The following is a 21321-nucleotide window of genomic DNA, read 5'->3' as shown; positions in this document are numbered from 1 at the left end:
GATGAAATGCATCGCGCTGCAGCACCTTGCTTTCGAAGACCTCGGCCTGTTCGCCGAGGTGCTGGCGAACGCCGGCTATGAGGTCGACTACCGGCAAGCCGGCGTCTCTCCTCTCACCAGCGACGACTGGCGCGGCGCCGAGCTGGTCGTCGTCCTCGGCGGGCCGATCGCGGCGTACGACACCGCGACCTATCCCTGGCTGCACGACGAGCTCGCCGGCCTGCGCGAGCGTTTGGCACTGGAGCGTCCGACCTTGGGGCTGTGCTTGGGCGCCCAACTCATGGCCAGCGCACTCGGTGCGCGCGTCTACCCGTGCGCGAGCAAGGAGATCGGCTGGGCGCCGGTCGAGCTGAACGAGGCGGGCAAGGCATCATGCCTCGCGCCGCTGGACGGTGCGCCGGTGCTGCACTGGCACGGCGATACCTTCGACGTTCCGCCAGGCGCCGATTTGCTCGCGCGCACGGCGGCCACCCCGCACCAGGCGTTCAGCCGTGGCCGCCATGCATTGGCGCTGCAGTTCCACCCCGAGGCAGATCCTGCGCGCATCGAGCCCTGGCTGATCGGCCACGCCTGCGAACTTGCCCAGGCCGGCATCGACATACCGGCGCTGCGCGCCCAGAGCGCGGCGCTGGGGTCCACCTCGCGCGCGGCGGCTGCAGCGGTGCTGACGACCTGGTTGGGTCAGCTCCAATGACACTGGCTCTCACCTGCACCGGCACGCCGCTTTGATTCAGCGCTCGACGGTACATGACCCGTCATGACCTTCGTGGCCGGTGTAGCAGCGGTTCGAATCATGGTTGAACCATGGCGACTCAAAATGATTCATCAAGACTTTGGCAGCGCACGAATCCATTCCATTGAGGCTAGCGAGTTCGTGGGCAGCAAGGCCGCGCGCGACGCCGCCAACCCCTCTCTTCGATCGGCAGTCCGCTCATTCATCCGTGGCGCTCACCTGTGCGCGGGCTCGGCGTGCCCGCGCGGGGTGGCCTGTATCTGCCGGTACTGCTGAGGTGAGAGCCGCAGGCTGCGGATGAACGCGCGGCGCATGGCCTCCGAGGAGGCGAAGCCGCATTGGGACGCGATCGCCTTTACGGAGCGGTGGCTGCCCTCGAGGAGCCGGCACGCTGCGTCCACGCGGAGCTGCTGCACGACTGCCGCAGGCGTCGAGCCGGTTGCGCCGCGGTAGAACCGCGCGAAGGTGCGCTCGGACATGGCGAGGCGTTCGGCGAGCTGAGCCACGCTGAAGGACCTGCGCAGGTTCATCGAGATCCACAGATGCAGCTCGGCGACTCGCGGGTCGCGCTGGACCTCGATGGTGCTCTCACCCCTGCGGCTGCCGAAGCCGTAGGCGCGCTGGAAGGGCGCGGCCATGCGGGCCGAGATCGCCGCCGCGATCACGCCGCCAAGGTCGGCGGCCACGAGGCTCATCGCGAGATCGACGCCATGCGTCACGCTCACCGCGCTCCAGTGCACGGGAGCCGCTGCGGTGCGTGCCGATGCGGTGGCACCGGCCGCGCTGGATGCCACCTGGACGAGCGTGCGGGCCTCCTGCCCGATCGTCGCGCCGCAGCCGATATGCGGGGCCATGCGGGCGAGCCAGGATTCGACCACCGCCCGGCCCGCATCGGAGTCGCCGGTCGTGCGCAGCCAGGGGCCCGCCGCCACGATGAGCTTGGCGACGCTGCCCTGGATGCGCGCCGGCAGCGCCTCCGCGGCGAGCGCCACGCCGCTCGAGGACAACACGGCACCCGCCTGTGCGCCGATCAGGCGCACGCGGTAGAAAGGTTTCTTCTTGAGCTCGCCGAGCACAGCGTTGGCGATCTCGAAAACGGAAATGGCACCCGCCACATCGACGACGGGAAAGCCGGGCAGCAGCAGAAACCAGACACGTTGCATGCTCGAGAGTGCTTGTTCCGATGAGCGAACCCCGCGCCATGAGCGCGGGCGGCGCGCGTGCGCACTTTAGCGGCTTGTGACTGGCCGATGACTTCGACCAATGGGGGAGGGCGCTGGCGGGATTGGGGGGAAGTTTGTCTCCTGCGGAGGGGTGTGCACTTCTAGACTTGACGGCTGCTGCTGGAGGACGTGCTTGAGACTTCAGGCAGCCGGAGGTGGCATTTCCACCGTCGGGACGTGAGTGCCTTTACGCCCCGGGATATCGAAAGGGGCTCTTCGATGGCACCGTGGACCCAGAACGTATCGCGACGGCTCAGCGACGCGCAGAGCGCGGAGGACGCATTCGCGCAGATCGCGCTTGGCGCACGCGAGCTTGGCTTCGAGTATTGCGCCTATGGCCTGCGGCTTCCGCTGTCGTTCACCAAGCCGAAGACACTGATCCTCTCGAGCTATGACCGCGGCTGGAGCGAGCGCTACCTGCAGGCGGGCTACCTGCAAACGGATCCGACCGTCGCGCATGGCACGCGCAGTACGCAGCCGGTGGTGTGGAGCAACAAGCTGTTCCAGCGCGCGCCACAGATGTGGGACGAGGCGCGCTCCTTCGGGCTTCGAGTGGGTTGGGCCCAGTCCTGCCTCGATCCGCATGGTCGCATCGGCATGCTCACGCTCGCGCGTTCGAACGACAGGCTGACCCGCAGCGAGCTTCTGGCGCACGAACCGCTGATGCGATGGCTCGTGAACATGGCGCACCTGACGCTCGCCGGCCATCTCGGCGGCGCCCAGGCCAGCCTCCACGAGCCGCTCACGCGCCGGCAGGTCGAGGTGCTGCGATGGACGGCCGACGGCAAGACGAGCGAGGAGATCGCCTTGATCCTCTCGATCTCGGCGAACACCGTGAACTTCCACATCAAGAATGCCATTGTTCGGCTGCGCGTGGCCAACAAGAGCGCCGCGGTCGCGCGCTCGTCGAAGCTCGGCCTGCTGGATTGAGGCGAGCCCGCACTTTCGGGTCTTGCCGGCGCAGCGAGGGTGCGCGTGGGCCCGTTCGCGTTCATGCCCGCGCACCCGCGTGAAAAGACATGCTTGCCAGTGCGACAACGCGCTTGGCCGCAATCAGGCGGCGATGGGCTCGCCTCGCGTGACGCAGCAGGATACCGGCGCGCGCCAGTCCGTATCGACCTGGAGCAGGCAGGCAACGAGCACTTCGCGGTCGACCAGCACCGGTGGGCCGGCGCGCTGTGCGCGCAGGCCTGCTGCGCGCAGGATACGTTCGATCGCCGGCGGCGAAACGCTGATCAGCTGGGTCGCGCCGCACGTGGCCGCCAAGCACATGGCCGCCTCCAGGACTTGCAGCGCGAGCGGCGAGGCGAGCGCGCGGTAGGGATCGAGCCGCGTCGACTCAAGATCCATCGCCGCGAAGCGCGAGAGCTCCCAGATCTGCGGCGAATTCGGAAATCTTGCGCCCCCGAGCAGTTCGGGAAACACGTCCTTCAGAAGGTAGGGCCGCTCGGTCGAAAGCAGCCGGGCGGTGCCGACGATCTTGCGCTTGCTGTCCAGCGCGATCACGTACTGCGTGTCGCGCCGGTCGAACTCGTCGAGTTCGATGCGTTGTCTGGCAGGAAGATTCCAGCCCAGGCCTTGCACGAAGACCCGGTGGCGGTAGTGGGCGAGTTCGAACAGCATGCCTGGCGGGAGAGCATCGGCGGTGCCAGTGATGAATTCCATGTGCGATCCTTCTTGTCCGAAGTGATCGCATTACAGCGAGGCGGCCGGCAGGGCGGCACTACCAGAATTGACGGGGCCGATCAGACGATCGATCTGCCTGAAGCCGACGCTCACCTCAGCCTGACTGGATCTCGTGAGCGCTCTGGGATGTCACGAAGACCGTCAAGTGGCGCATGCACGCCAAGCCATGCCAGAGCCGCTGCCTGGGCTATGAGTTTCAGGCCTGATGTGCTTGGTAGGCACGCGGCAATGTGCGCGCTGAGACGCCTCACCAGGCAATTCGGCAGACCCGACTTGCGACACGCCCGTACTTTTTGCGAGCTGCCGGGACGCAGGTGTCCGCCACGCGCGTCTTCAAGGCGCCCATTTCGCGCGCCGATTGAACGAGCAAGGCCTCGAAGTCCTGGCTGGCTTCAAAGGCCACCAGCTCGGCATCATTCAGGCAGAAAACCCGCACACCCACATTCTTGCCCGATCAGCGGCTGGCCTCAGCGAACGCGAAGACATCAAGAATCGTCGCGCGTGCGTGCAGCGACACGCCTGCGGCGCAGCAGCGCGCCGCCGACGCTCGACAGCGTTCTTGCATGCCAAGCAAGTGCGACGACGTTCTGAACGCGTGCGCCCCTCGTCACGTCGGGCCTGCGTGTCGCGGAGCCAGTACAGAGGTTTTTTGCGCCCCAAGCAGGAGTTGATTCGACGCCTTGTCGAAGAAAGACTTGGCTTCCGATTTCCAACTTCTCTTGCCATGTCCATCCTCCTTTTTCGATCATTTGCCGCACGAGCGCTGTGCGTTTTCGGCGCGCTCGCCTGCGCCGGCGTCGCCTTCGCGCAATCGTCCGGTGCGAGTCGCACTGATGCCAGCTCGCCGGGCCCTTCGAGCACCCCGCCGGCGGACCTGAACTGGCCGACGCGACCGCTGCGTCTCATCGTCGGCTTCGGCGGCGGTTCGTCGCCGGACTTCGTGGCCCGTGCCCTGGCCATCCCGATGGCGAGGGCGTTGGGTACGCCGGTGGTCGTCGAGAACCATCCGGGCGCGAGCGGCAACATCGCCGCGGACATCGTCGCCAAGTCCACGGATAAACACACGGTGGGCATCCTCATCAACGGGAACATGACGATTGCCAAGGTCCTCAATCCGGCGACCCCCTACGACCCGCAAAAGGATCTGGTGCCACTCAGCATCATCTGCACGGCGCCCCTGGTCCTCGCCACGACGCCAGAGGTCTCAAAGGCCCACGGCCGTAGCTTCCTCGACGCCGCGCGCGCTGCCGGTAGCGCCTGGAGCTACGGGACGCCCGGCGTCGGCACGATCGGCCATCTCGGCATGGAGCTCCTCAAGGCCCGGACAGGGATCGGCGCCGTGCATGTGCCCTACCAGGGCAATCCACAGGTCATCACCGCCCTGGCCAGCGCCCAGTTGCAGCTGGCGCTCCTGCCGCCGGGCCTCGCCGACGTGCAGGTCAAGGCCGGAAAGCTCCGCGCGATCGGCGTGACCTCGGCGCGCCGCTCCGCGCTCGTGCCGGAATACCCGACCTTGCAGGAAGCAGGACTCAAGGATTTCGAGCTCGAGATCTGGACTGCGGCGGCGGCACCTGCCAGCCTGCCTGCCCCCATCGTCCAGCGCCTGAGCCAGGTCCTCTCGGAAGTCATCCGTTCCCCCGAGGTGCGGCAGAAGTTCTTCCAGCATGGCTATGAGGCAGCCGGCATATCGGGCGAGGCGCTGGTCCGCCGGATGAAGGCGGACACGGCGGCGCTCACCCAGATCATCGCGAGCCAGGGCATCAAGCTCGAGTAGGGAGAAACAGCATGAACCCGCAACAACCGCGCCCCGACGGGTGCCAGGAAACCAAGGCCGCGGCCAATGACGCAACCCGAGCAACGCAAGGCGGGGACACAGCCGCAACCCGTAGCAACGAGGAAGCCCACCAGGTCCTGCAGGTGCTGCGCGACGAGCTCGACGGTCTGGACAGGATGCTGCTCGAGACCCTGCGGCAGAGGCTTGACTGCTGCTGCCGAATCGGCCAGCACAAGCGCGACCATGCGATTCCGATGATGCAGCCGCACCGCATCGGGGTGGTGCAGGAACGTGCGGCGGCCTTTGCAGCGGAGCACGGTATGAGCCCGGTGTTCCTGCGTGCGCTCTACGAGCTGATCATCACGGAGACCTGCCGCCTTGAGGATGAGATCATCGGCGTGCCTGCAACGCCTGCATGAAGCCGCGCATCTTCAGTTCAGACGAGAGCCGGTCGAGGCATCGCCGGCGGCTCGCGAACGCCGTGGACCTTGCAACGGCGGTCGTCGAAGTCGACCATCTCTGAAATGTCATGCTCTACCGCTAAAGCAAGCACATGCTCACTTTCTCGACGCTGGGCCTCGAGGGCAGCAACCACCACTTCGTGCTCCAGCAATACCTCGCCGCACATGGCATTGCGGAAGCCTCTCGCATCGTGCTGTTCGACGACTTCCACGCCGGCGCTCGAGCGCTGATCGCCGGAGAGGCGGACTACCTGCTTCAATGCGCCGTTCATCCCGCGGCCGCCGAGATCACGGGAACCTATCGCACAGCCATGGCGGTGGTCGACGCCTTCATTTCGCCGAGCCGCCCCATGGCGCTGGTACGCGCCATGGGAAGCGGCGAAGGCACCGGCAAGGTGGGCGTGCAACCCGCCACGCAGAGCTATGCCGACCTTTCCGCCTGGCCGACGGTCGTCCACGAGCCCACTGTCTTGGCGGTCCAGGCCGGCCTCGCCGAAGGACGCTACGAAGCAGGCATCGTCTTCGAGTCGTTCGCGGAAGCACATGCTGAGCGCTTTGAGGTGATCGAGCCCATTGGTGCCATCTGTGACGCATGGATCGTCTATGGGCGCGAAGCCGTCGACGAAGGCGGGGCCGTGGTCTGGAAGGACAGCCCCGTCGCACGGCAGTTCCGCGAGCGAACTGGTCAATCGCTTAGGCCTGGCGATTAGAACCAAGGGATTCGGGTCTCTGACGGACCGTGCTCGGCGTCAAGCAACGCCGTGTGCGCCAGACGCTCGCCTACCTCATTGGGCTAACTCGCGATAAGGCCCGGGAATCGGCACTGGCATTCAACCTGAGCGCTTCGAGATTTTCAAATAGCGCTGATCCACGCGCGACGCTAAGTCGCCCGGCGCAATTTGCAACGCAGCCGCGAGCTTCCAGAAAACGCTGACAGTGGGCTGTTTTCGCGCAACCTCGATCAGCGTAATGAATGGGCGATCGATCTCGGCTTCCCCCGCTACGTCTTCCTGTGTAAGGCCGAGTTCAAGCCTTCGCTCCTTGAGCACAAGGCCAAGAGCTTCAAGGAGTAGCGCATTGCGGCTGGGTCGCATTGCCCATGACTTTGGCGTGGCTGTTGACAAAAGACACGTGTCTATAGATAACATTGCCAATGCAAACCCTGCCCTCTTTGACTTACCCGCGGTCCGCCTTTCGGTCTGAAAAGCAAGAGCACATCCGACGAGTCAACGTCATTGGGCTTTCTCGCGATGGAGCGGACGGGGGCGCGGCCGCAAGATGCGGCCGCTTGTTCGCGACGCTTCGATCGCGGACTGGAACACTGATATGAGTCTTAGGCAAGTCGCATCCCCCTTTCCGACCGAGCGCCCTCTGAAGCCGCCGGTCTTGCCGCCACTTGGCCGTGCTGATCACGAGATCGAACCAAAGCGCAACGCTGCTGCATGCGAGGTCGGCGCTCAGGTACGTGCACTGCGATTGGCGGTGGGGATCTCGGCTGGCAAGGTTGCAGCTGCTTCCAGCATTTCTGCATCCATGTTGTCTCGCATCGAGCGGGGCTTGGTGTCTCCCTCGGTTGATACCCTCTACCGCATAGCGCGTGGACTGAACATTCCGATCTCGCGATTCTTTGGCGATCAGCCAAGCCGAACCGACTTTTCCCATGTGCCAGCGGGCAGGGGGGTGCACGTGGATCGCGTCGGCTCTGTTGCGAATTACCGCTACGAGCTGATCGGTCATATCCTTTCTGGGAACCTCTTCGTCGAACCCTACCTTGTGACCCTTCTGCCTGGCGCCGAGCCTTATGTCACTTTCCAGCACCCCGGTCATAAGTTCGTATACCTGCTGTCGGGCGAAGTGAGCTATCGGTATGGGACAAAGGTAGTCCAACTCAAAATTGGGGATTCACTTCTCTTCGACGCCACGGCTTTGCATGGGATCGAGGCCGTAAAAGTGGAGCCGGTGTCTTACCTGTCCGTCGTGTTTACGCTGCGCGGTTAGTCACAGTTGTCCGAACCTAGGCCGCCAAGTCGTATGGTTGTACAGAGTTCACGGCCCCCAGCGATGGGATCGACGAAGCCATCGTGCTGGGTTTCGCGGCAAGGCCCGACTACCGCTTTAGACTGACTGATTGCGGCCACTCGCGCGGCGTCGGTCGAACGACGGTTCGAGCGGAAACCAGTCGTTGAGACGTACCGGGTGAGAGTGTCTTCCGCCAACAGTCTCCCCTGCGCTGCTCAGCCAGCTGGATCGAACACCGTGAGGAACTCGCGTCGCGTCTTTGGCCCGTAGGTCCTGAAGTGAGGATCGGGTTTCTCCAGGTAGGCCATGCGCTTTCGGGCGACCGAGTCGCGGGCGGTGTATCGCTTCACTTCCGTCGGCGTCAAGCCGTACACGTTCGCGGCGTTGAGACCGAATATCTTGGCCCGCAGCGCAGGTGTCATCTCGGGATAGCCATGCCGTTCGCGCAGTTCCGCCGAGATCTGGAACGTCCGGAAGGCTTGGATCTGGTCCTGCGGTGAGCCGTACCAGATCGAATCCGTGCCCCACAGCACGTTGTTCTCGCCGCACGCGACAATCAGTTTCCCCAGGGCGTGAGCCGCCTGTTCGGGGTCACGCATCAGGAAGCGCCACGTGCTGCCCAGCTCCGCATAGACGTTGCTGTTCGGCTTGACCTGGTGTTTGCGCAAGGACGTAATCAGCGTGTCGATGCCGTCGCTCTTACCGCTCGCGTCGTAGGCCTTTTCGGTCACCGTGCTGACGAAGCCCGAGTGATAGACCAGGAAGTTCACGTCCGGGTAACGCCTGGCGACGACGCCGATGTCGCTGCACTGGCTGTGCTCGTAGGAGCGTGGTCCGAACGGCAGCCCCTTGTGGATGCAGATGTTCTTGACGGCCAGTGCGCGAGCCTTCTCGATGAACTGGATGCCGACGTCGTCGTGCAGGAAGTAGCCCTTGCCGTTTGGACCATACTGCGTATAGGTCTTCCAGGCGATGATGCCCCACTTCTCGTGCAACTCGTCCATGCCCTCGAGGTCTCCGGGCTGGTTCGGGTTGACGCGTCCATGCAGCAGCAGCCGGTGCGTTCCCTCGAGCTTGTCGACCAGCCTGCGGACCTCGTCGGCGGCCTGAATCGTGACCGGTTCGGCGTCGCGAGCGGAGGGCACGAAGGACAGCACCATCACGTCGGTGTCGCTGTCCATGAACACGTCCTTGAGGAAGACCTCCGCGCTCTTCGAATTGCCTTTCGGCGTGTCGATGAAGTGGCCCTGGACGTCGAGGATGAACTCCTGCCTGGCGGGGCCGACCTGCGCGCGCGCGAGCTGCATATCCAGCCCGGCGTCGCGGGGCAGCTCGAAGAAGCCGCCGGTCCTTCCGGCCGCGGCGTTGGCCGCGTTGAAGGCCAGCAGCGTGCTGGCCGCGCCACAGGACGAGGTCAGGAACGCTCGTTTCGAGCATCCCAGCCGCTTCGCGTTGGTTGCCGCGGCCTCGTGTGCGAGGCGGTTGGCTTCGATGTTCGCCGGCCACAGCGACACCGGTGCGAACTCGCCATTCGAGGTGCTGTCGAGCTTGATGGGAAGGCGCTTGCCCTCAGGGTCGCTGTCATGCATGGTGGTCCCCCGGTTTGATCAAGAAGACCCGCCGGCCCGCCAACGGCGCCATGAGCCCCCTTGGTTTCGACGAGACCTCCCGATTCTGCTCCGCGCCGCGGGGGCTCGGCCCTAGAACTAGGCACTCCCGCGGGCGGGCTGTGCTGTGCGTAGAACGCCTCGAGCGCGGCAAGAAGACCGATTGCGGCGGTCGCCCTTTCGCGCCGGAACGACAGTGATTTCCGAAAGCCGACCTTGGCGATCCTTTGGATGAACGTCGGCTCTACGCCGAACCCGGCCGTCACGGAGAGAACTGGTCGCGCAGCGATCGCGGCAAGCCCGTCATCTAAGCGAGGCCAGCGCCAAGGTGACCCTGCTGACGAGCGGGCAAGAGCAGGAGGTCGAACTCAGGCCGGTCGACGACAAACTCGAGGCGACCGGGCCGTTCAGGATTGGTCCCGAAACCAAAGCGGTGACGGAACATCGCTGGCGCCAGCAAGTCGCCGTTGACGGCGCGAGTATGTTTCAAGTAGCGTTTGAAATGCGAGATCAGCGCCCCGGGGCGGTTGCTGGAGGATCCTCCGCGTGTGGGCAATGGGCGCGGTGCCGCCAAATTTTGGAGGCAACTGCATGTTTGGAAAGCATCGCTACTGGTTTGCGGCGACGATATCGCCTGGACCTGCCTTTCTGGTTGCAGCTCTTGGGGCGAACGTCCGTCATCCCGAGGAGCCGTTGCAGCGCCCTCCAAAACTTGACCATGTCGGGCCGCTCCCGAGGGCATACTGGGAGTAATGCCCGATGCTCCATCTTTGCCTTTGGTCCGGAGACGCGTGCCGCGCTGGTCGCGCTGGCCGCTGGGGTTCTTGTGCCTTCTTGCGGTGCTATTGCTCGGCCCAATCGGCGTGCTGGCCTCCGGCAACCTGGACTTATACACACCATGGCACATGACGAGTCGTGAGAGCACCGGGCAGGCGCCCGACCCTTCAGCCGAGCGCGGTGCAGTGGTGCAGATTTATGGCGCCCGCATTGTGCGATGGCGCGGCGCCTTTGGCATTCATCCCTGGATCGCGGTCAAACGCGCCGGCTCGGAGCTTTACACCACCTATCACATCGTCGGCTGGCGGGCCCGCCGCGGCGGAGATGCCTTGGTCACCAGCATAGTGGACGCCCCGGACATGCTTTGGTTCGGCGCCTATCCGCAGTTGCTTGTGGACCACCGGGGTGCCCAAGCAGAAGCCCTGATCGATCAGATTGAACTGGCCGTGGCGGCCTACCCTTGGCGCGCGTCGTACCGCCTTTGGCCCGGCCCCAACAGCAACACCTTCGTGGCCTGGGTGGCCCGGCAGGTGCCTGCCCTGCGCTTGGACCTGCCACCCACGGCAATCGGCAAAGACTATCTCGGTTCGACCACCTTCATCGACCACGCTCCTAGCGGCACCGGCTGGCAGTTGTCGCTGATGGGACTGGCGGGCGTGACGGTGGCACGCGACGAGGGCTTGGAACTGAACTTGCTGGGCCTGGGCTTCGGCATCGACGTCTCGATCTGGCCTTGCGAGTGCCAGGTTTCGGCCGGCTGCCGTGATGTTCGCGGCACTGGACCTCAGCTTGAACTGGTTCGCATTGCAGACTTCCACGACCCGCTCACTGAGGCGACTGGCTTGGGAATGAGATGCTGACGAACTTCAAGACCAGACTGACTTCAGACATCTGGTCCCGCCGGCGCGGACGCGTACTATCGGCCAGAACCGGCCGGTCGACCGCGCTGCTGAATTCGCTGAGGAGCGGGCATTCGAGGCGCGCACATCGGTAGCCATGGAGGCGCTGGCCGTGCCATTAATTCCCTCACAATGTCTGGCTACCCGTTAGGAATCTTCATGTCCCTGGAAACTTGGCTGCTGTACGTCGTCGCTGTCTTCGTGTTGACTGTCACGCCCGGTCCGAGCGTCCTGATGTGCGTTACCAACGCAGTGAATCATGGGCTCCAACGCACGTTCTTTTCAGCCATTGGCAGCGTAACCGCCGTAGTTGGCATCATGGCCTGCTCCGCTGTCGGGGTGGGTGCCGTTCTCGCCGCGTCTGAGACGCTCTTTCACGCGGTCAAGTGGTTCGGCGTCGGCTACCTGCTGTACATCGGTATCGCGACGCTGCGCTCCACGACGACCAGTTTCGACATTCCTTCCGGCACGGCCAGCCGCTCCAGCAGGAAGGCGCTCTACGCGAAGGGCTTCCTCGTGGGGGCAAGCAATCCGAAGGCGTTGCTTTTCTTCACTGCGTTCTTCCCGCAGTTCATCAATCCGGCTGCGCCTCAGCTGTACCAGTTCGCCATCCTTGGCGGCACCTTCGTCTTCTTCGAGTTGTTCTGGCTCATGTCCTATGCGGCGTTCGCTTCGCGCCTCTCTCCGTGGTTGCGAGTCAAGGGCAGGGCAAAGGCCTTCAACCAGTTATCGGGCTTCACTTTCATCGGCGCGGGCGCTCTTCTGGCCACCGTCAAGCGCGCGACCAAAGACGGGTAGGCCGCGCGTACGGAAACCCGGATTCGGCCAGTACCAGACATTCGACGATGTCGTCCAATTCGAACATGAAGCCACATGAGTAGCAGCCTCAACAGCCTCCGTGACGACCTGATTGCTTCGCTACATTCCGACCAGACCGTCGCGTCAAGAATGAGCGGCCGGCTTGGCGACCAGGAGTTTGTCCGTGACCTCGTCGAGGTCTGCAAGCCGTTCGACGCCTATACGAACGACCCTCGCATGGAGGCCGCGTACTACCTTTCCCTCGCGCCTATCGGCTCACTTGTCGCGGTCGCGCCCGACCTTGAGAGCCTCCTTCGCCTGCCGCTCGATGGGGAGACCATGGACAGCAACATCTCCTACCACCTAGTTCGGTGCGTTCGACGCCTCGTCGCGGAGGGGGGATTCGCTCCAAGTGGTGACGTGGCGCACCTTGTAGACGGCGCCTGAACCGCCGACGGCAGAATGCGGCCAGAAGCCGACAGTGAACGTCGTCGTCAATCGTAGGTGCCGTACTCGACCAGTAGGTCGCTCATGGCATCGGCGACTCCGTAGCCAATGTTCTGACTAATGTTATGCACGGCAGCCAGACGTTCCATGAGCAAGCGCTGCTGCGCATCCGGCAGCCTCGAAATAGCCTGCAATGCCTGCTCGAACATTCGCACCAATGCGACGAAAAAGCCCTCATCCTCCAGGCCGACCTCGACGCTGAAACCTGACGCGCGCTCGCAGTAGAAGACCATCAGTTCTGCCAAGCCCTCCGGTTGGCCAATGGCCTTCTTGTAGCTCGCAATGGACTTTTTTGCCTCGGCGACGGACGCGTTCTGTTTCCGGAACATGTCGGGCCAGAGCCAACGGCTGATGGTAGCCTTGTACGGCTCCAGGGCATCTTCCCCCAGCCCAAAACGGGCGTGAAGGAATACTTGGTTGTCCTTGTTGGCCCGGTACAGGTCGTGCACAAGGCCGACCAGACCGTCGTGGTCGAAGTGAGTCAGTCTCGCCTTGACGTCGCTCCAGGATGCGGACTTCTGGGACTTGCTTGCTTTCATCTCTGTACGCTGCCGAAACTAAGCCCGTAGGTTCCCCGCCCGGCGGGCAGACCATGTTGGCTGGGTTGAGGCCGGATGACCAAAGTACTATCGTAGGGCCAGCTGCCGTCGTGCAGCGGCAGCAGCCAATCAGTGGTGGGCCCTTGCAGACGGTTCATCGTCGTGCTGAACCTTGGGGGCGATGCCATGAAATACGACATGGCCAAAGTCGAAGAGGCGCTTCTGGCATTGCTTGGCGTCTTCGAGTTCGAGAACGGACGCGTTTGGAAGCGCTATGACTTCGCAACCATGGATGGTCTACATGAAAAGGGGCTCATCACGGAGCCCCACGGCCTGCAGGAGTCGGTCTATCTGACTGAGGAAGGGCTGCGCCGCGCCAAGGAGCTCGCGGCCAAACACTTCGGGACCAATGAGGCGACGCCGGAGCGTCAATAGCTGCGGCAGAATCCGGCCAAAATCTATCGTTCGAAAGCGGCTTCTGAAGCGCGTGCGCACTGACCACGCGGCGGGCAACAATCGGCCAAGACTGGACCTTCCCGCCTCCCGCCCAATCCATACAGAACACACAACCTGGAGAGCCCGATGGGAGTTCCCAACATGAGCAAGGAGCGGTATGACTCACTGTCGAAGGGACAGGGCTTGGCCTACTGGGCAGTCGTCGCTCTTGCTTGCGCCGTCATCGGCTACTTCCTCTTTGTGTACTAGCCACAGGCAACAGTCGGCCATGAGCAGACCCGATGCGGAGCAAAATCTAAGCAGAACCAAATGTCATGGCAAGTAGTGAGCTAGTGCAATCATGGGCTATCACACTGCGGCACCTAGCCGTGTGCAGATACTATCTACCGGAGCAGCTTCTCGATGAAGAAGCGCTAGCGGCAGAACGCGAGCTCGCGCACTACCTGCATCACAACGAACTGGGCATGGCGCTGCGGGAGGCGGAAGCGCTGGGTGACATCTGCGAGGCTCCGCCACAATTCTGGCGAGAGCTGCAGCTCGCTGCCCAGAACATGGGCCACACTGAAGCAGTCCTCAAGTATTCCAGTCGCACTGGAAGCTAGCGACTAGGTCGACTGCTTCGTCAGCACGCGGCCAACGGCGGTTGGCCGCATCACCGATGAGAAAAAGGAGAGCAACTGCGTGTCAACCAATATGGGGTTTTTTCTGGTGGAGGATGCGGACCTGCCTTTGCTGCGAGGCAACCCCGCCCTTGTCACCGAGTACTTCGATGCTCGAACTCAAGCAGATGACGTGTGCTACCCAGGGCCCAATCACTTGAACGTGCAGACATTCCATCTCATTCTGAATGGGACAACCGATTTTGTCGGCGGCCCATGCGGCGTCTTTGAGACCTGGTTTCGCCGACTCGACTACTTGCACCAGTACCTCACCGATGAAGCTGTGGCGATGAACAGCGATGATGTCAATGCGCTTCTTTCAGCGCTGAAGGCCCTGGACGAGACAACGATTAGACAGCGTTGGTACGACTGGAAACTGAGCCACCATGTCGAAGAGGAATATGACGAAGAATCCTTCTTTCCGGATAGCTTCAGGTGTCTTCGGGAGTTCAGTGAACGTGCGGTCAGCGAGCGAAAGGCACTGGTTTGGGTGCCCAGCTAACCACACGATTCCGGGAACTCTAAAGGTCGGTACAAATTGGCGGACACGGTTCGCGAGCGTCCGCTTTGGGGGCAGATGAACCGCTGCTTAGGGCCCCGAACCGCCCAAACCCTCGATTGGCTACAGTCGGCCAAGAGGCGACATTTGAGGAGCCCATGGATATTCAGGTCCGACCCGCGACGGAAGACGACGCACTTGGCGCCTGCAATGTCATCCGGAGTTCAATCGTCGAGTGCTGTGAGGATGACCACCGTGGCGATGCCACGGTGCTGGACGGATGGCTGCGCAACAAGACGCCTGAGCTCGTGCGCAGGGTCATCCTCGCGCCGAACGCGTTCTCCGTTGTCGCCAGCATCGGCGAGCAAATGGTTGGATTCGCGTCGGCCTTGGGAACCGGTGAGGTGACGCTGTGCTACGTCGCGCCTTCCGTGCGCTTCGCGGGGGTGGGTACGGCACTACTCGCAGCAATCGAAGAGCAGGCGGCCAAAGCTGGGGTCCTGGTGTTGCACCTGGAGAGCACACGTACAGCGCGAACGTTCTACCTCCGCAACGGGTTCGTTGCTCAAGGGCCCCCGGTTCGGGCGTTCGGCATCGAGGGACTGCCCATGCAAAAAGGGCTCAGGCCATAGGGCTGATGCGCGCACACCTAAGAAGGCAGAATGCGGGCCAAAAGGAGACGTCTGATGCAGGTTCGCGACTTTGCGGCCTCTGACCTTGATGCGGCTTATCAACTCCTCGTCTCAAGCGGCTGGAGCCATCGCATCTCAAGTGCTCAACACCTGCTACGACTTGTCGCTGCTTCGCAACGCACAGTGGTCGCGTTACTCGACGACGAAGTCGTCGGCTTTGCTCGCGCAATCACGGACGGCATATCGAACGGATACCTGTCGATGGTTGTTGTCGCCGACGCACATCGGCGGCGAGGTGCCGGCAAGGCGCTCGTAAATCACATCGTCGGTACGGAGCCTGGCATTACCTGGGTCCTGCGTGCCGGCCGTAGCGGTGCACCGGAATTCTTTGCCAAACTAGGGTTTGTCGCATCCACTGATGCGATGGAACGTCAGCGCCGCTGACGGCCAGGAGCATCGGTGATCGGGCGGGCCCAGCAACACCCCGGCTGCCTATCAAGTCGGCGAGGTCAAATCTGCGCTTGCCACACCCGTTGTGGATGAACTGGTTCGGATCAAGCCGAGTAAGGTTCTGATTGTGACTTGCAAGGCTACGCACCCAATGAAAGTTATTCAGTTCGAACAAGAGCTGAAAGCTCGGCATCGTGTAGAACTCAGCTGGACTTTGGTCGACGAAGAAGGATGTCCATCTGCTTAGCTGGTGTCGGCCAGTTGCTGACCTTCGGTGACGACCGCTAACGGGAGGTCTACCGGGCCGACGCGACGCCGTTCGCATACCATCGTGGCGCCGCTCGAAGTCGAGGCAAGACGAGGAAATGTCCGGCGTGAAGACAATACAAGACACCGTCCAAGTGGTGGCCGACTGGCCGCAGCCATCCAGTGCTGGGGCGCCACGCACCAGAACGGGTGATGGGCCCTGTTGGCGCCGTTTCAAAATTGAGCCACTCCAGCCGCGGTCCAAGCTTGAGGTTGAGAAAGCCTTCATTTGCCGCTCCATCCTGCAGGGCCACCACAGCGGCGGAACATTGCTTCTGCTATTGGCCGCGGCTCGGCAAGCTTGAGCGAACCACAGTTCGAGCCGATCCCCGTACGCACCATCACGAAGCGGGTGGCGTGACGACCGGCTCAGAATCGCGGTTCTTTGTTCTGCCGTTGAGCTCAGGGGGGAAACGGAGCCGGGTTCGCCAGGTAGGCGCGGGACAGGCGCGCGAACTGCCCGCCATCGGTCGTGATGTCCGCCGACGTGGCGTCCCCGGGACTGAAGACGATCGCGAATGTGCCGTTGCCCGTGTACTGCGTTGGATGCGTCAGCATGTACTGGACGTGGTTGTCCCGATAGTGCTTTGGAGTTCCGCCGGGGGTCGTCGAGGGCACGCCCATGGGGGTCTGCCAGAAGAGGATCGGCAGGCCGCCCAGGTGGCGTCGCACCGTGCTCCACTGGTCCAGGCTCTGGTTGAAATTCGGTGTGGTGATGTTGTTCTCGTCCAGGTAGAACGGGCCGGGGCCGCGATTCGCACACTCTTTCACGGGCATCGGGTCTTCAAAGCAACCTGCATCGCGATCACTGGTCTGCGCCACGATGAAGTCGGCCTTGTCTGCACCGAGTTTTGCCATGAAGCTGCCGGTGGCGTTTGCATCCCCCGCCCACAACGACGGGGGGAAGCCCATCCTCGCCTTGGGCGCGTACGTCCGTCCGAGCGTCAACAGGCAACCGACGACGCCGACGGCCGTATTCGGTTGGCTGGCGCATTCCGGCACCGTGCTCACGCGCGCCGGCAACTTCGCCGGGTCGCCGCCGGGTGCACTGCCCTCTGCGAAGCCCCAGAAGTCAGGCTCGAGGTTGACCAGGGTGGGGCGGCCGGTCTCGCCGATCTTCTGGTACATCAACTTGACTTGCGCCCAGTAGGCGGCCATGAACGGCGCGTCGTTGATGACGGTGACGTCGCCACCCCGCAGGGAAGGCATCTGGAACAGGGTGAACATCGGTACGGCGCCCATGGCCGCGACGTCGTTGGAAAATTTTGTCACGACGCCACCGTCCGGAGCGCCGTATAGCCAATGAGGCCATGCGTTACCGCCGCCAGAGTTGAAACCCGTGACCGCCACGAGATAGGTATCGATGATGTCCGGAGCGATCTGCTGGGCCTTCATGTCCTCGAAAGTACTGGCCGCGCCGAGGCCCACGAGGAGCCGGCCGGGCTTGCCGAGGGCTGTAGTGATCGAAGGTGCCGGCGCAGGTGCGGACGCAGGTGGGGGTGCGGACGCGGGTGCAGGTGCACGTGCGGGTGCGGGTGCGGGTGCGGGTGCGGGTGCGCCTGCAACGGGCGCTTGTGTCGAAGTGCCCGACGACCCACCGCCACAAGCCGCGACCCATGTGCTCAGCAGGCCGATCACGATGAGCCGCGCGCGATTCGAGTTGCTGCGAGGGATCGTCGATGGAACCGGCGACGATCGGTCGATGGACACCTCACTCATCCTTCTTGATATTTCTGACATTTCTTGGCTCGTTGCTTGTGATTGTGCAATGCAGCAAGAATCGAACCGCTCAGATCGTCGCCGCACGACCTGAAAAGGCGACAAGATGCGCCACCCGGATCGATGCGCCGGTATGGCGTGGGCATGGTGGACGATCAATTCTGCGCATTGTTGCCCCCCATCCAAGACCCCGATCTCGAGCTCTACTTCCTCGACCAGTTGTGGCGGAAGAATAAAGTGCGTCGGCAACAATAAAGATGGTCGGGGGGAGGCCCACATCTCGGGCGCCGGAACTTCGGCCAGCCGCTGCTGGCACATGCAGGGCCATGCGTTTGGCGACCACTTGCACCCAACTTCGCGAGAGCACAGTCGCCGCACCACTCCTCCTGCCAGCTGGTCCAGGGTGAGCCGACGGAGTGGAGCGAACCCGTACGCTGGTGCACGACGGGGTTGAACGTCAGCTACGTAGAAATGGGAACAGCAGGTCTGGGCCCAGTCCTGCCTGTCGCCATCAACTGCAGTGCGGCAGGTCTGCAGCGGGAGCAGTCCTTGCGCTTTTGCTCGCGTACTACCGTTGTCGGCCATAACGCGACACTCGACGATGTACCGCAGAGCGGTCCGTCGATACGAACATTTAGAACTCGACTTGAACTCGATTGCTTCTCAGGCGGTGGCTAGATGTCCTCCAACCGTCGCCCGAGTTCAAGTGCCTTGTCCCGGGCGTATGCATTCCCTTGGGCGGCGGCCAGGACGTACCATTGCAGCGCCTCACGCAGGTCGCGGCGTACGCCACTGCCCCGCATGTGCATGTCGGCGAGCTTGAGCTGAGAGTCCAACCAGCCTTGCCGCGCAGCCTTGCCGTGCCACCAGGCCGCCCGAGACAGAGATCGCGGCACGTGCCGACCCTCGAAGTGCAGTTCAGCGAGTTCGTACTGGGCGCGTGCCAGCCCGTTCTGGGCCGCCTTGCGTAGCCACGCGACTGCCTGCCGCGGCTGCGCTGCCGTGCCTTCACCCAGCAGCAGCATCATGGCGAGGTTGTACTGTCCATGAGCATTACCGCGCGCGGCGGCAGCCTGAAAATGCCGCAGCGCCTTGCCGTGGTCGCCGATTAGCCACGCCAGCCCGGCTTGGGCAACGTCTGGGTCCGGACGATCGTCTTCGTGGAGGGTCTGTGCGCCTCCGGTGGTCGTGGCAATCGCGATCAACACTGCAAGCAACGTCGTGCGCATCATGGCGTCCTTTGCACGGGTCTCACACCATGCTCGCGCCGATCGCGTGCCGTGTCCTGATGGCAACCCGAAACTGCCACGAAAGACGTACGATGCCGTTGTCCACTCGGAGGTCTCGATGGACCGAGATGTCGCCGTTGATTGCCCCAGATACCGGTTGCCGCTGGGCCTGCACGTGCTTGACCTACATGCGAGCGAACTGCGCTCCCCCGATGGCAACCTCGTCCCATTGCGCCGCCAAGCGCTGAAGGTCCTCCTCGTATTGGGTGAGCGGGCGGGCCATGTGGTTGACAAGCCGAGCCTCATGCAGCGTGTCTGGCCCACAGTAATCGTAGGCGACGATTCGCTCGTGCAGGCCGTTGCCGACATCCGCAAGGCGCTGGGAGACAAGGAGCAACGGTGGCTGCGAACCGTCAAGCGGCAGGGCTACATGCTTGTACCCGACGAGTGGGACAGTCAGGCCGAGGGCAGCGACGTACCAAGCTCTGAAGCGCCAGCGCTGTCCATCGCCATCTTGCCGGCAGCCGAGGCGGAAGGGTCTGCCGATGCCCGGCGGTGGGCCGACCGTTTAGTGGCCGACCTGACGCTGGCCATCGGATCGGGATTGACGGGTGGGCGTGTGATCGCCTACGACGCGTTGAAGACGTACCGCGAGCACCACGTTGATCTGCGTGACATCGGCATGGCGCTAGGGGTGCGGCACGTCGTATGCAGCAACCTTCGGGCGCATGCAGGCCGGACGGAGCTACTGATGGTGATGATCGACGCAGACGGCGGCCAGCAGCACTGGGCGGGCCAGATTGCGCTCGATCGCAAGCGGCCGTCGCAGGCGGCGATCAACGACTTCGTCGCTCAGGCCGCCAGGGGAATCCTTGTGCAAATGCACCGATCGGCCGGAGAGCGTGCGGCCCAGCGCCAATCCAGGTCCGGCGAAGACTTGGCGATGCTCGGCTGGGGGACGGTGTACCGCGGCATCAGTCCGGAGAATCTCCGGGCGGCGCTGCAATGGTTCGAACAGGCCGTGTCACAGGATCCGCACTCGCTTCGCGGCTGGGGCGGGGTGTGTCTCATCAATGCCTGCCATGTGGACTTCGAATGGGCCGTTGATCCCGAGGCATGCCGGAGACGGGCGCTCGAGGCCGCCGAGCGGCTCGAACAACAATACCCGGAGGACACGCTGACTTTGCTGGCGCGGTCCAAAGCCGCCCAGCTCCGCGGCGAGTGGGCGGCAGCGCTGCTTCTGGCCGACATGCTGGTCGAGCGCAACGCGGGCAACCCGACAGCGCACTACATGAAGAGTGAGGCGCTTTTGGGCCTGGGTCGGTTCGACGAGTGCATCGCGGCAGCCCAGCAGGCGGCGCGGCTGAGCCTGAGTGACTTCCGCGCTGGGGTTTGGCACGGCCTCGTGGCTACTGCGCATTTCATGTCGGCGCGCTACGAAGAAGCGGCGCATGCTGCGCGTCTGGGCCAAGCGGCCAATCCGCACCTTCCGATGCCACCACTGGTGCTAGCCGCCGCCCTGGTGGCCGCCGGCCGCCCGGGCGAGGGTCGCGCGATTCTGGCCGTGCCGCTGGCCCGATCACCTGGTCTTGACACCGGCCGCGTCACCAACATGGTCCAGGGAGACGATCTTCGTTTTCTGCAGGGTCGCGAGCACCTGATCGACTGCCTGCGCCAGATCGGGTTGGACTGAGTGCGGATGGTCGAGCGCGACCGGTAGCCGGATCCCTTGGCCCCCAGTGGGCGCGGAGCGTTTGGCAGTTCGACCAACTGCACGTTGCAACGGTGCGCGCCGAAGTCATTGCCGTCGTTCGTGAGCTCGAATGGCGGTCCGCAAGAGAGCGAGCGCCAGTGACTCATGCGCGCGCGCACGCGTCACTCGACCGCGCCGTCGTTGAGGAGATGATTCACCGCCTGCACGGCGGCGATCTGGCGCATGACCCCTCGACGTACAGCCGGGCAATGAGATGCCGCTCAAACGGCCGCTTCAATTTGGGACGTCTGACCGCTCGGGGCCCAACCCGGTCAACCGAGGCGACGAATTTGCTGCCAGAAAGCGGTCCCTCAATGTCGTGTCATCTTCCGGGTTCGCGCGAGCCACCGATGTAGGGCCGTGGCTGGCCGAATCCACACGCCTTGCTGTTGATCCTGTCGTCGTGGCGAGCCGGTCCGGCGGCGCGCGCCGTGATGACCGCCAGTCCCACGACACCCGTTGTGACGGTGGCTAAACCCGGCGCGGTGCGTGCCGGCGTCGTTGCCAGCCTGGCGCGGCCGGGCGGGCGGCGCGCGCTGCAGGGGTGACACGGCCCCATGCGAGGACTACGATGCTGCTCCGCATACGGGGGGGG

At 63.6% G+C, this 21321-nt stretch carries 23 protein-coding genes; 16 read left to right on the top strand and 7 right to left on the bottom strand.

All coding sequences use genetic code 11. From position 1 onward, the window contains the following. The first annotated feature begins 1 nt into the window (after position 1). Positions 2 to 694 carry a glutamine amidotransferase gene (locus tag AC3A6B_RS19050; RefSeq protein ID WP_487838356.1) on the top strand — a complete coding sequence of 231 codons (693 nt, stop codon included), beginning with the start codon at positions 2 to 4 and terminating at the stop codon, positions 692 to 694. A gap of 254 nt (positions 695 to 948) precedes the next feature. On the opposite strand, the gene AC3A6B_RS19045 is transcribed toward AC3A6B_RS19050, so the two are convergent. Beyond that, positions 949 to 1896, bottom strand: a complete 948-nt coding sequence (locus AC3A6B_RS19045; RefSeq protein ID WP_487838229.1) for a GlxA family transcriptional regulator — start codon at positions 1894 to 1896, stop codon at positions 949 to 951. A gap of 279 nt (positions 1897 to 2175) precedes the next feature. Here AC3A6B_RS19045 and AC3A6B_RS19040 point away from each other — a divergent pair, with 279 nt between their 5' ends. Beyond that, a complete protein-coding gene (locus AC3A6B_RS19040; RefSeq protein ID WP_487838228.1) occupies positions 2176 to 2886 on the top strand; it encodes an autoinducer binding domain-containing protein in 711 nt (236 codons plus the stop codon). Between the two features lie 123 nt (positions 2887 to 3009). Here AC3A6B_RS19040 and AC3A6B_RS19035 read toward each other — a convergent pair whose 3' ends face one another. After that, on the bottom strand, positions 3010 to 3621 hold the full coding sequence (locus AC3A6B_RS19035; RefSeq protein WP_487838227.1) for an acyl-homoserine-lactone synthase: 612 nt from the start codon (positions 3619 to 3621) through the stop codon (positions 3010 to 3012). Between the two features lie 745 nt (positions 3622 to 4366). Between AC3A6B_RS19035 and AC3A6B_RS19030 the strand changes: the two genes are divergently transcribed. From AC3A6B_RS19030 to AC3A6B_RS19020, 3 genes are all read left to right on the top strand, one after another. Then, positions 4367 to 5416, top strand: a complete 1050-nt coding sequence (locus AC3A6B_RS19030) for a Bug family tripartite tricarboxylate transporter substrate binding protein (protein WP_487838355.1) — start codon at positions 4367 to 4369, stop codon at positions 5414 to 5416. An 11-nt stretch (positions 5417 to 5427) separates the two neighbouring features. Beyond that, positions 5428 to 5835, top strand: a complete 408-nt coding sequence (locus AC3A6B_RS19025; RefSeq protein WP_487838226.1) for a chorismate mutase family protein — start codon at positions 5428 to 5430, stop codon at positions 5833 to 5835. A gap of 134 nt (positions 5836 to 5969) precedes the next feature. Continuing rightward, positions 5970 to 6587 carry a hypothetical protein gene (locus AC3A6B_RS19020; protein ID WP_487838225.1) on the top strand — a complete coding sequence of 206 codons (618 nt, stop codon included), beginning with the start codon at positions 5970 to 5972 and terminating at the stop codon, positions 6585 to 6587. Positions 6588 to 6707: 120 nt separating this feature from the next. On the opposite strand, the gene AC3A6B_RS19015 is transcribed toward AC3A6B_RS19020, so the two are convergent. Further along, positions 6708 to 6971: a helix-turn-helix domain-containing protein gene (locus AC3A6B_RS19015; RefSeq protein WP_487838224.1), complete on the bottom strand. Its 264-nt coding sequence runs from the start codon at positions 6969 to 6971 to the stop codon at positions 6708 to 6710. A 322-nt stretch (positions 6972 to 7293) separates the two neighbouring features. Between AC3A6B_RS19015 and AC3A6B_RS19010 the strand changes: the two genes are divergently transcribed. Next, a complete protein-coding gene (locus AC3A6B_RS19010) occupies positions 7294 to 7875 on the top strand; it encodes a helix-turn-helix domain-containing protein (RefSeq protein WP_487838354.1) in 582 nt (193 codons plus the stop codon). 236 nt (positions 7876 to 8111) lie between these two features. Here AC3A6B_RS19010 and AC3A6B_RS19005 read toward each other — a convergent pair whose 3' ends face one another. Beyond that, a complete protein-coding gene (locus tag AC3A6B_RS19005) occupies positions 8112 to 9485 on the bottom strand; it encodes an amidohydrolase family protein (RefSeq protein WP_487838223.1) in 1374 nt (457 codons plus the stop codon). Positions 9486 to 10342: 857 nt separating this feature from the next. Between AC3A6B_RS19005 and AC3A6B_RS19000 the strand changes: the two genes are divergently transcribed. From AC3A6B_RS19000 to AC3A6B_RS18990, 3 genes are all read left to right on the top strand, one after another. Then, complete coding sequence (locus tag AC3A6B_RS19000; RefSeq protein ID WP_487838222.1) at positions 10343 to 11140, top strand: DUF3750 domain-containing protein; 798 nt, start codon at positions 10343 to 10345, stop codon at positions 11138 to 11140. Positions 11141 to 11338: 198 nt separating this feature from the next. Beyond that, the gene (locus tag AC3A6B_RS18995) at positions 11339 to 11977 is read left to right on the top strand and encodes a LysE family translocator (protein ID WP_487838221.1); all 639 of its coding nucleotides are present in this window, start codon (positions 11339 to 11341) and stop codon (positions 11975 to 11977) included. A 75-nt stretch (positions 11978 to 12052) separates the two neighbouring features. Further along, complete coding sequence (locus AC3A6B_RS18990; RefSeq protein ID WP_487838220.1) at positions 12053 to 12424, top strand: hypothetical protein; 372 nt, start codon at positions 12053 to 12055, stop codon at positions 12422 to 12424. Positions 12425 to 12471: 47 nt separating this feature from the next. Here the strand turns inward: AC3A6B_RS18990 and AC3A6B_RS18985 are convergent, their stop codons facing one another. After that, a complete protein-coding gene (locus AC3A6B_RS18985) occupies positions 12472 to 13023 on the bottom strand; it encodes a hypothetical protein (RefSeq protein ID WP_487838219.1) in 552 nt (183 codons plus the stop codon). Positions 13024 to 13209: 186 nt separating this feature from the next. On the opposite strand from AC3A6B_RS18985, the gene AC3A6B_RS18980 reads away from it, so the two are divergent. The 5 genes from AC3A6B_RS18980 (at position 13210) to AC3A6B_RS18960 (ending at position 15713) form a co-directional block, all read left to right on the top strand. Beyond that, the gene (locus AC3A6B_RS18980; protein ID WP_487838218.1) at positions 13210 to 13458 is read left to right on the top strand and encodes a DUF6429 family protein; all 249 of its coding nucleotides are present in this window, start codon (positions 13210 to 13212) and stop codon (positions 13456 to 13458) included. Between the two features lie 389 nt (positions 13459 to 13847). Beyond that, positions 13848 to 14081 (top strand): hypothetical protein, encoded by a 234-nt coding sequence (locus tag AC3A6B_RS18975; protein WP_487838217.1) that lies wholly within the window; start codon positions 13848 to 13850, stop codon positions 14079 to 14081. Positions 14082 to 14160: 79 nt separating this feature from the next. Further along, the gene (locus tag AC3A6B_RS18970) at positions 14161 to 14640 is read left to right on the top strand and encodes a hypothetical protein (RefSeq protein ID WP_487838216.1); all 480 of its coding nucleotides are present in this window, start codon (positions 14161 to 14163) and stop codon (positions 14638 to 14640) included. A gap of 155 nt (positions 14641 to 14795) precedes the next feature. Beyond that, positions 14796 to 15269 (top strand): GNAT family N-acetyltransferase, encoded by a 474-nt coding sequence (locus AC3A6B_RS18965; protein ID WP_487838215.1) that lies wholly within the window; start codon positions 14796 to 14798, stop codon positions 15267 to 15269. A 54-nt stretch (positions 15270 to 15323) separates the two neighbouring features. Then, positions 15324 to 15713 (top strand): GNAT family N-acetyltransferase, encoded by a 390-nt coding sequence (locus AC3A6B_RS18960; RefSeq protein WP_487838214.1) that lies wholly within the window; start codon positions 15324 to 15326, stop codon positions 15711 to 15713. A 714-nt stretch (positions 15714 to 16427) separates the two neighbouring features. Here AC3A6B_RS18960 and AC3A6B_RS18955 read toward each other — a convergent pair. Then, positions 16428 to 17420: a hypothetical protein gene (locus AC3A6B_RS18955; protein WP_487838213.1), complete on the bottom strand. Its 993-nt coding sequence runs from the start codon at positions 17418 to 17420 to the stop codon at positions 16428 to 16430. A gap of 998 nt (positions 17421 to 18418) precedes the next feature. Further along, positions 18419 to 18973, bottom strand: a complete 555-nt coding sequence (locus tag AC3A6B_RS18950; protein ID WP_487838212.1) for a tetratricopeptide repeat protein — start codon at positions 18971 to 18973, stop codon at positions 18419 to 18421. Positions 18974 to 19091: 118 nt separating this feature from the next. Here AC3A6B_RS18950 and AC3A6B_RS18945 point away from each other — a divergent pair, with 118 nt between their 5' ends. Both AC3A6B_RS18945 and AC3A6B_RS18940 read left to right on the top strand, forming a co-directional pair. Further along, positions 19092 to 20666, top strand: a complete 1575-nt coding sequence (locus tag AC3A6B_RS18945; protein WP_487838211.1) for a winged helix-turn-helix domain-containing protein — start codon at positions 19092 to 19094, stop codon at positions 20664 to 20666. Between the two features lie 443 nt (positions 20667 to 21109). Then, positions 21110 to 21274: a hypothetical protein gene (locus AC3A6B_RS18940; RefSeq protein WP_487838210.1), complete on the top strand. Its 165-nt coding sequence runs from the start codon at positions 21110 to 21112 to the stop codon at positions 21272 to 21274. The last annotated feature ends 47 nt before the right edge of the window (positions 21275 to 21321 follow it).

Source organism: Variovorax sp. Soil_C_33 (assembly GCF_057656935.1).
Note: the sequence above shows the minus strand (reverse complement) of the source record. Positions and strands in the feature narration are given on the sequence as shown.

Bases quoted from the DNA above. Each gene is read 5' to 3' on its own strand.
- AC3A6B_RS19050 (WP_487838356.1), top strand. From the start codon at position 2: ATGAAATGCATCGCGCTGCAGCACCTTGCTTTCGAAGACCTCGGCCTG.
- AC3A6B_RS19045 (WP_487838229.1), bottom strand. From the start codon at position 1,896: ATGCAACGTGTCTGGTTTCTGCTGCTGCCCGGCTTTCCCGTCGTCGAT.
- AC3A6B_RS19040 (WP_487838228.1), top strand. From the start codon at position 2,176: ATGGCACCGTGGACCCAGAACGTATCGCGACGGCTCAGCGACGCGCAG.
- AC3A6B_RS19035 (WP_487838227.1), bottom strand. From the start codon at position 3,621: ATGGAATTCATCACTGGCACCGCCGATGCTCTCCCGCCAGGCATGCTG.
- AC3A6B_RS19030 (WP_487838355.1), top strand. From the start codon at position 4,367: ATGTCCATCCTCCTTTTTCGATCATTTGCCGCACGAGCGCTGTGCGTT.
- AC3A6B_RS19025 (WP_487838226.1), top strand. From the start codon at position 5,428: ATGAACCCGCAACAACCGCGCCCCGACGGGTGCCAGGAAACCAAGGCC.
- AC3A6B_RS19020 (WP_487838225.1), top strand. From the start codon at position 5,970: ATGCTCACTTTCTCGACGCTGGGCCTCGAGGGCAGCAACCACCACTTC.
- AC3A6B_RS19015 (WP_487838224.1), bottom strand. From the start codon at position 6,971: ATGCGACCCAGCCGCAATGCGCTACTCCTTGAAGCTCTTGGCCTTGTG.
- AC3A6B_RS19005 (WP_487838223.1), bottom strand. From the start codon at position 9,485: ATGCATGACAGCGACCCTGAGGGCAAGCGCCTTCCCATCAAGCTCGAC.
- AC3A6B_RS18995 (WP_487838221.1), top strand. From the start codon at position 11,339: ATGTCCCTGGAAACTTGGCTGCTGTACGTCGTCGCTGTCTTCGTGTTG.
- AC3A6B_RS18990 (WP_487838220.1), top strand. From the start codon at position 12,053: ATGAGTAGCAGCCTCAACAGCCTCCGTGACGACCTGATTGCTTCGCTA.
- AC3A6B_RS18985 (WP_487838219.1), bottom strand. From the start codon at position 13,023: ATGAAAGCAAGCAAGTCCCAGAAGTCCGCATCCTGGAGCGACGTCAAG.
- AC3A6B_RS18980 (WP_487838218.1), top strand. From the start codon at position 13,210: ATGAAATACGACATGGCCAAAGTCGAAGAGGCGCTTCTGGCATTGCTT.
- AC3A6B_RS18965 (WP_487838215.1), top strand. From the start codon at position 14,796: ATGGATATTCAGGTCCGACCCGCGACGGAAGACGACGCACTTGGCGCC.
- AC3A6B_RS18960 (WP_487838214.1), top strand. From the start codon at position 15,324: ATGCAGGTTCGCGACTTTGCGGCCTCTGACCTTGATGCGGCTTATCAA.
- AC3A6B_RS18955 (WP_487838213.1), bottom strand. From the start codon at position 17,420: ATGAAGGCCCAGCAGATCGCTCCGGACATCATCGATACCTATCTCGTG.
- AC3A6B_RS18950 (WP_487838212.1), bottom strand. From the start codon at position 18,973: ATGCGCACGACGTTGCTTGCAGTGTTGATCGCGATTGCCACGACCACC.
- AC3A6B_RS18945 (WP_487838211.1), top strand. From the start codon at position 19,092: ATGGACCGAGATGTCGCCGTTGATTGCCCCAGATACCGGTTGCCGCTG.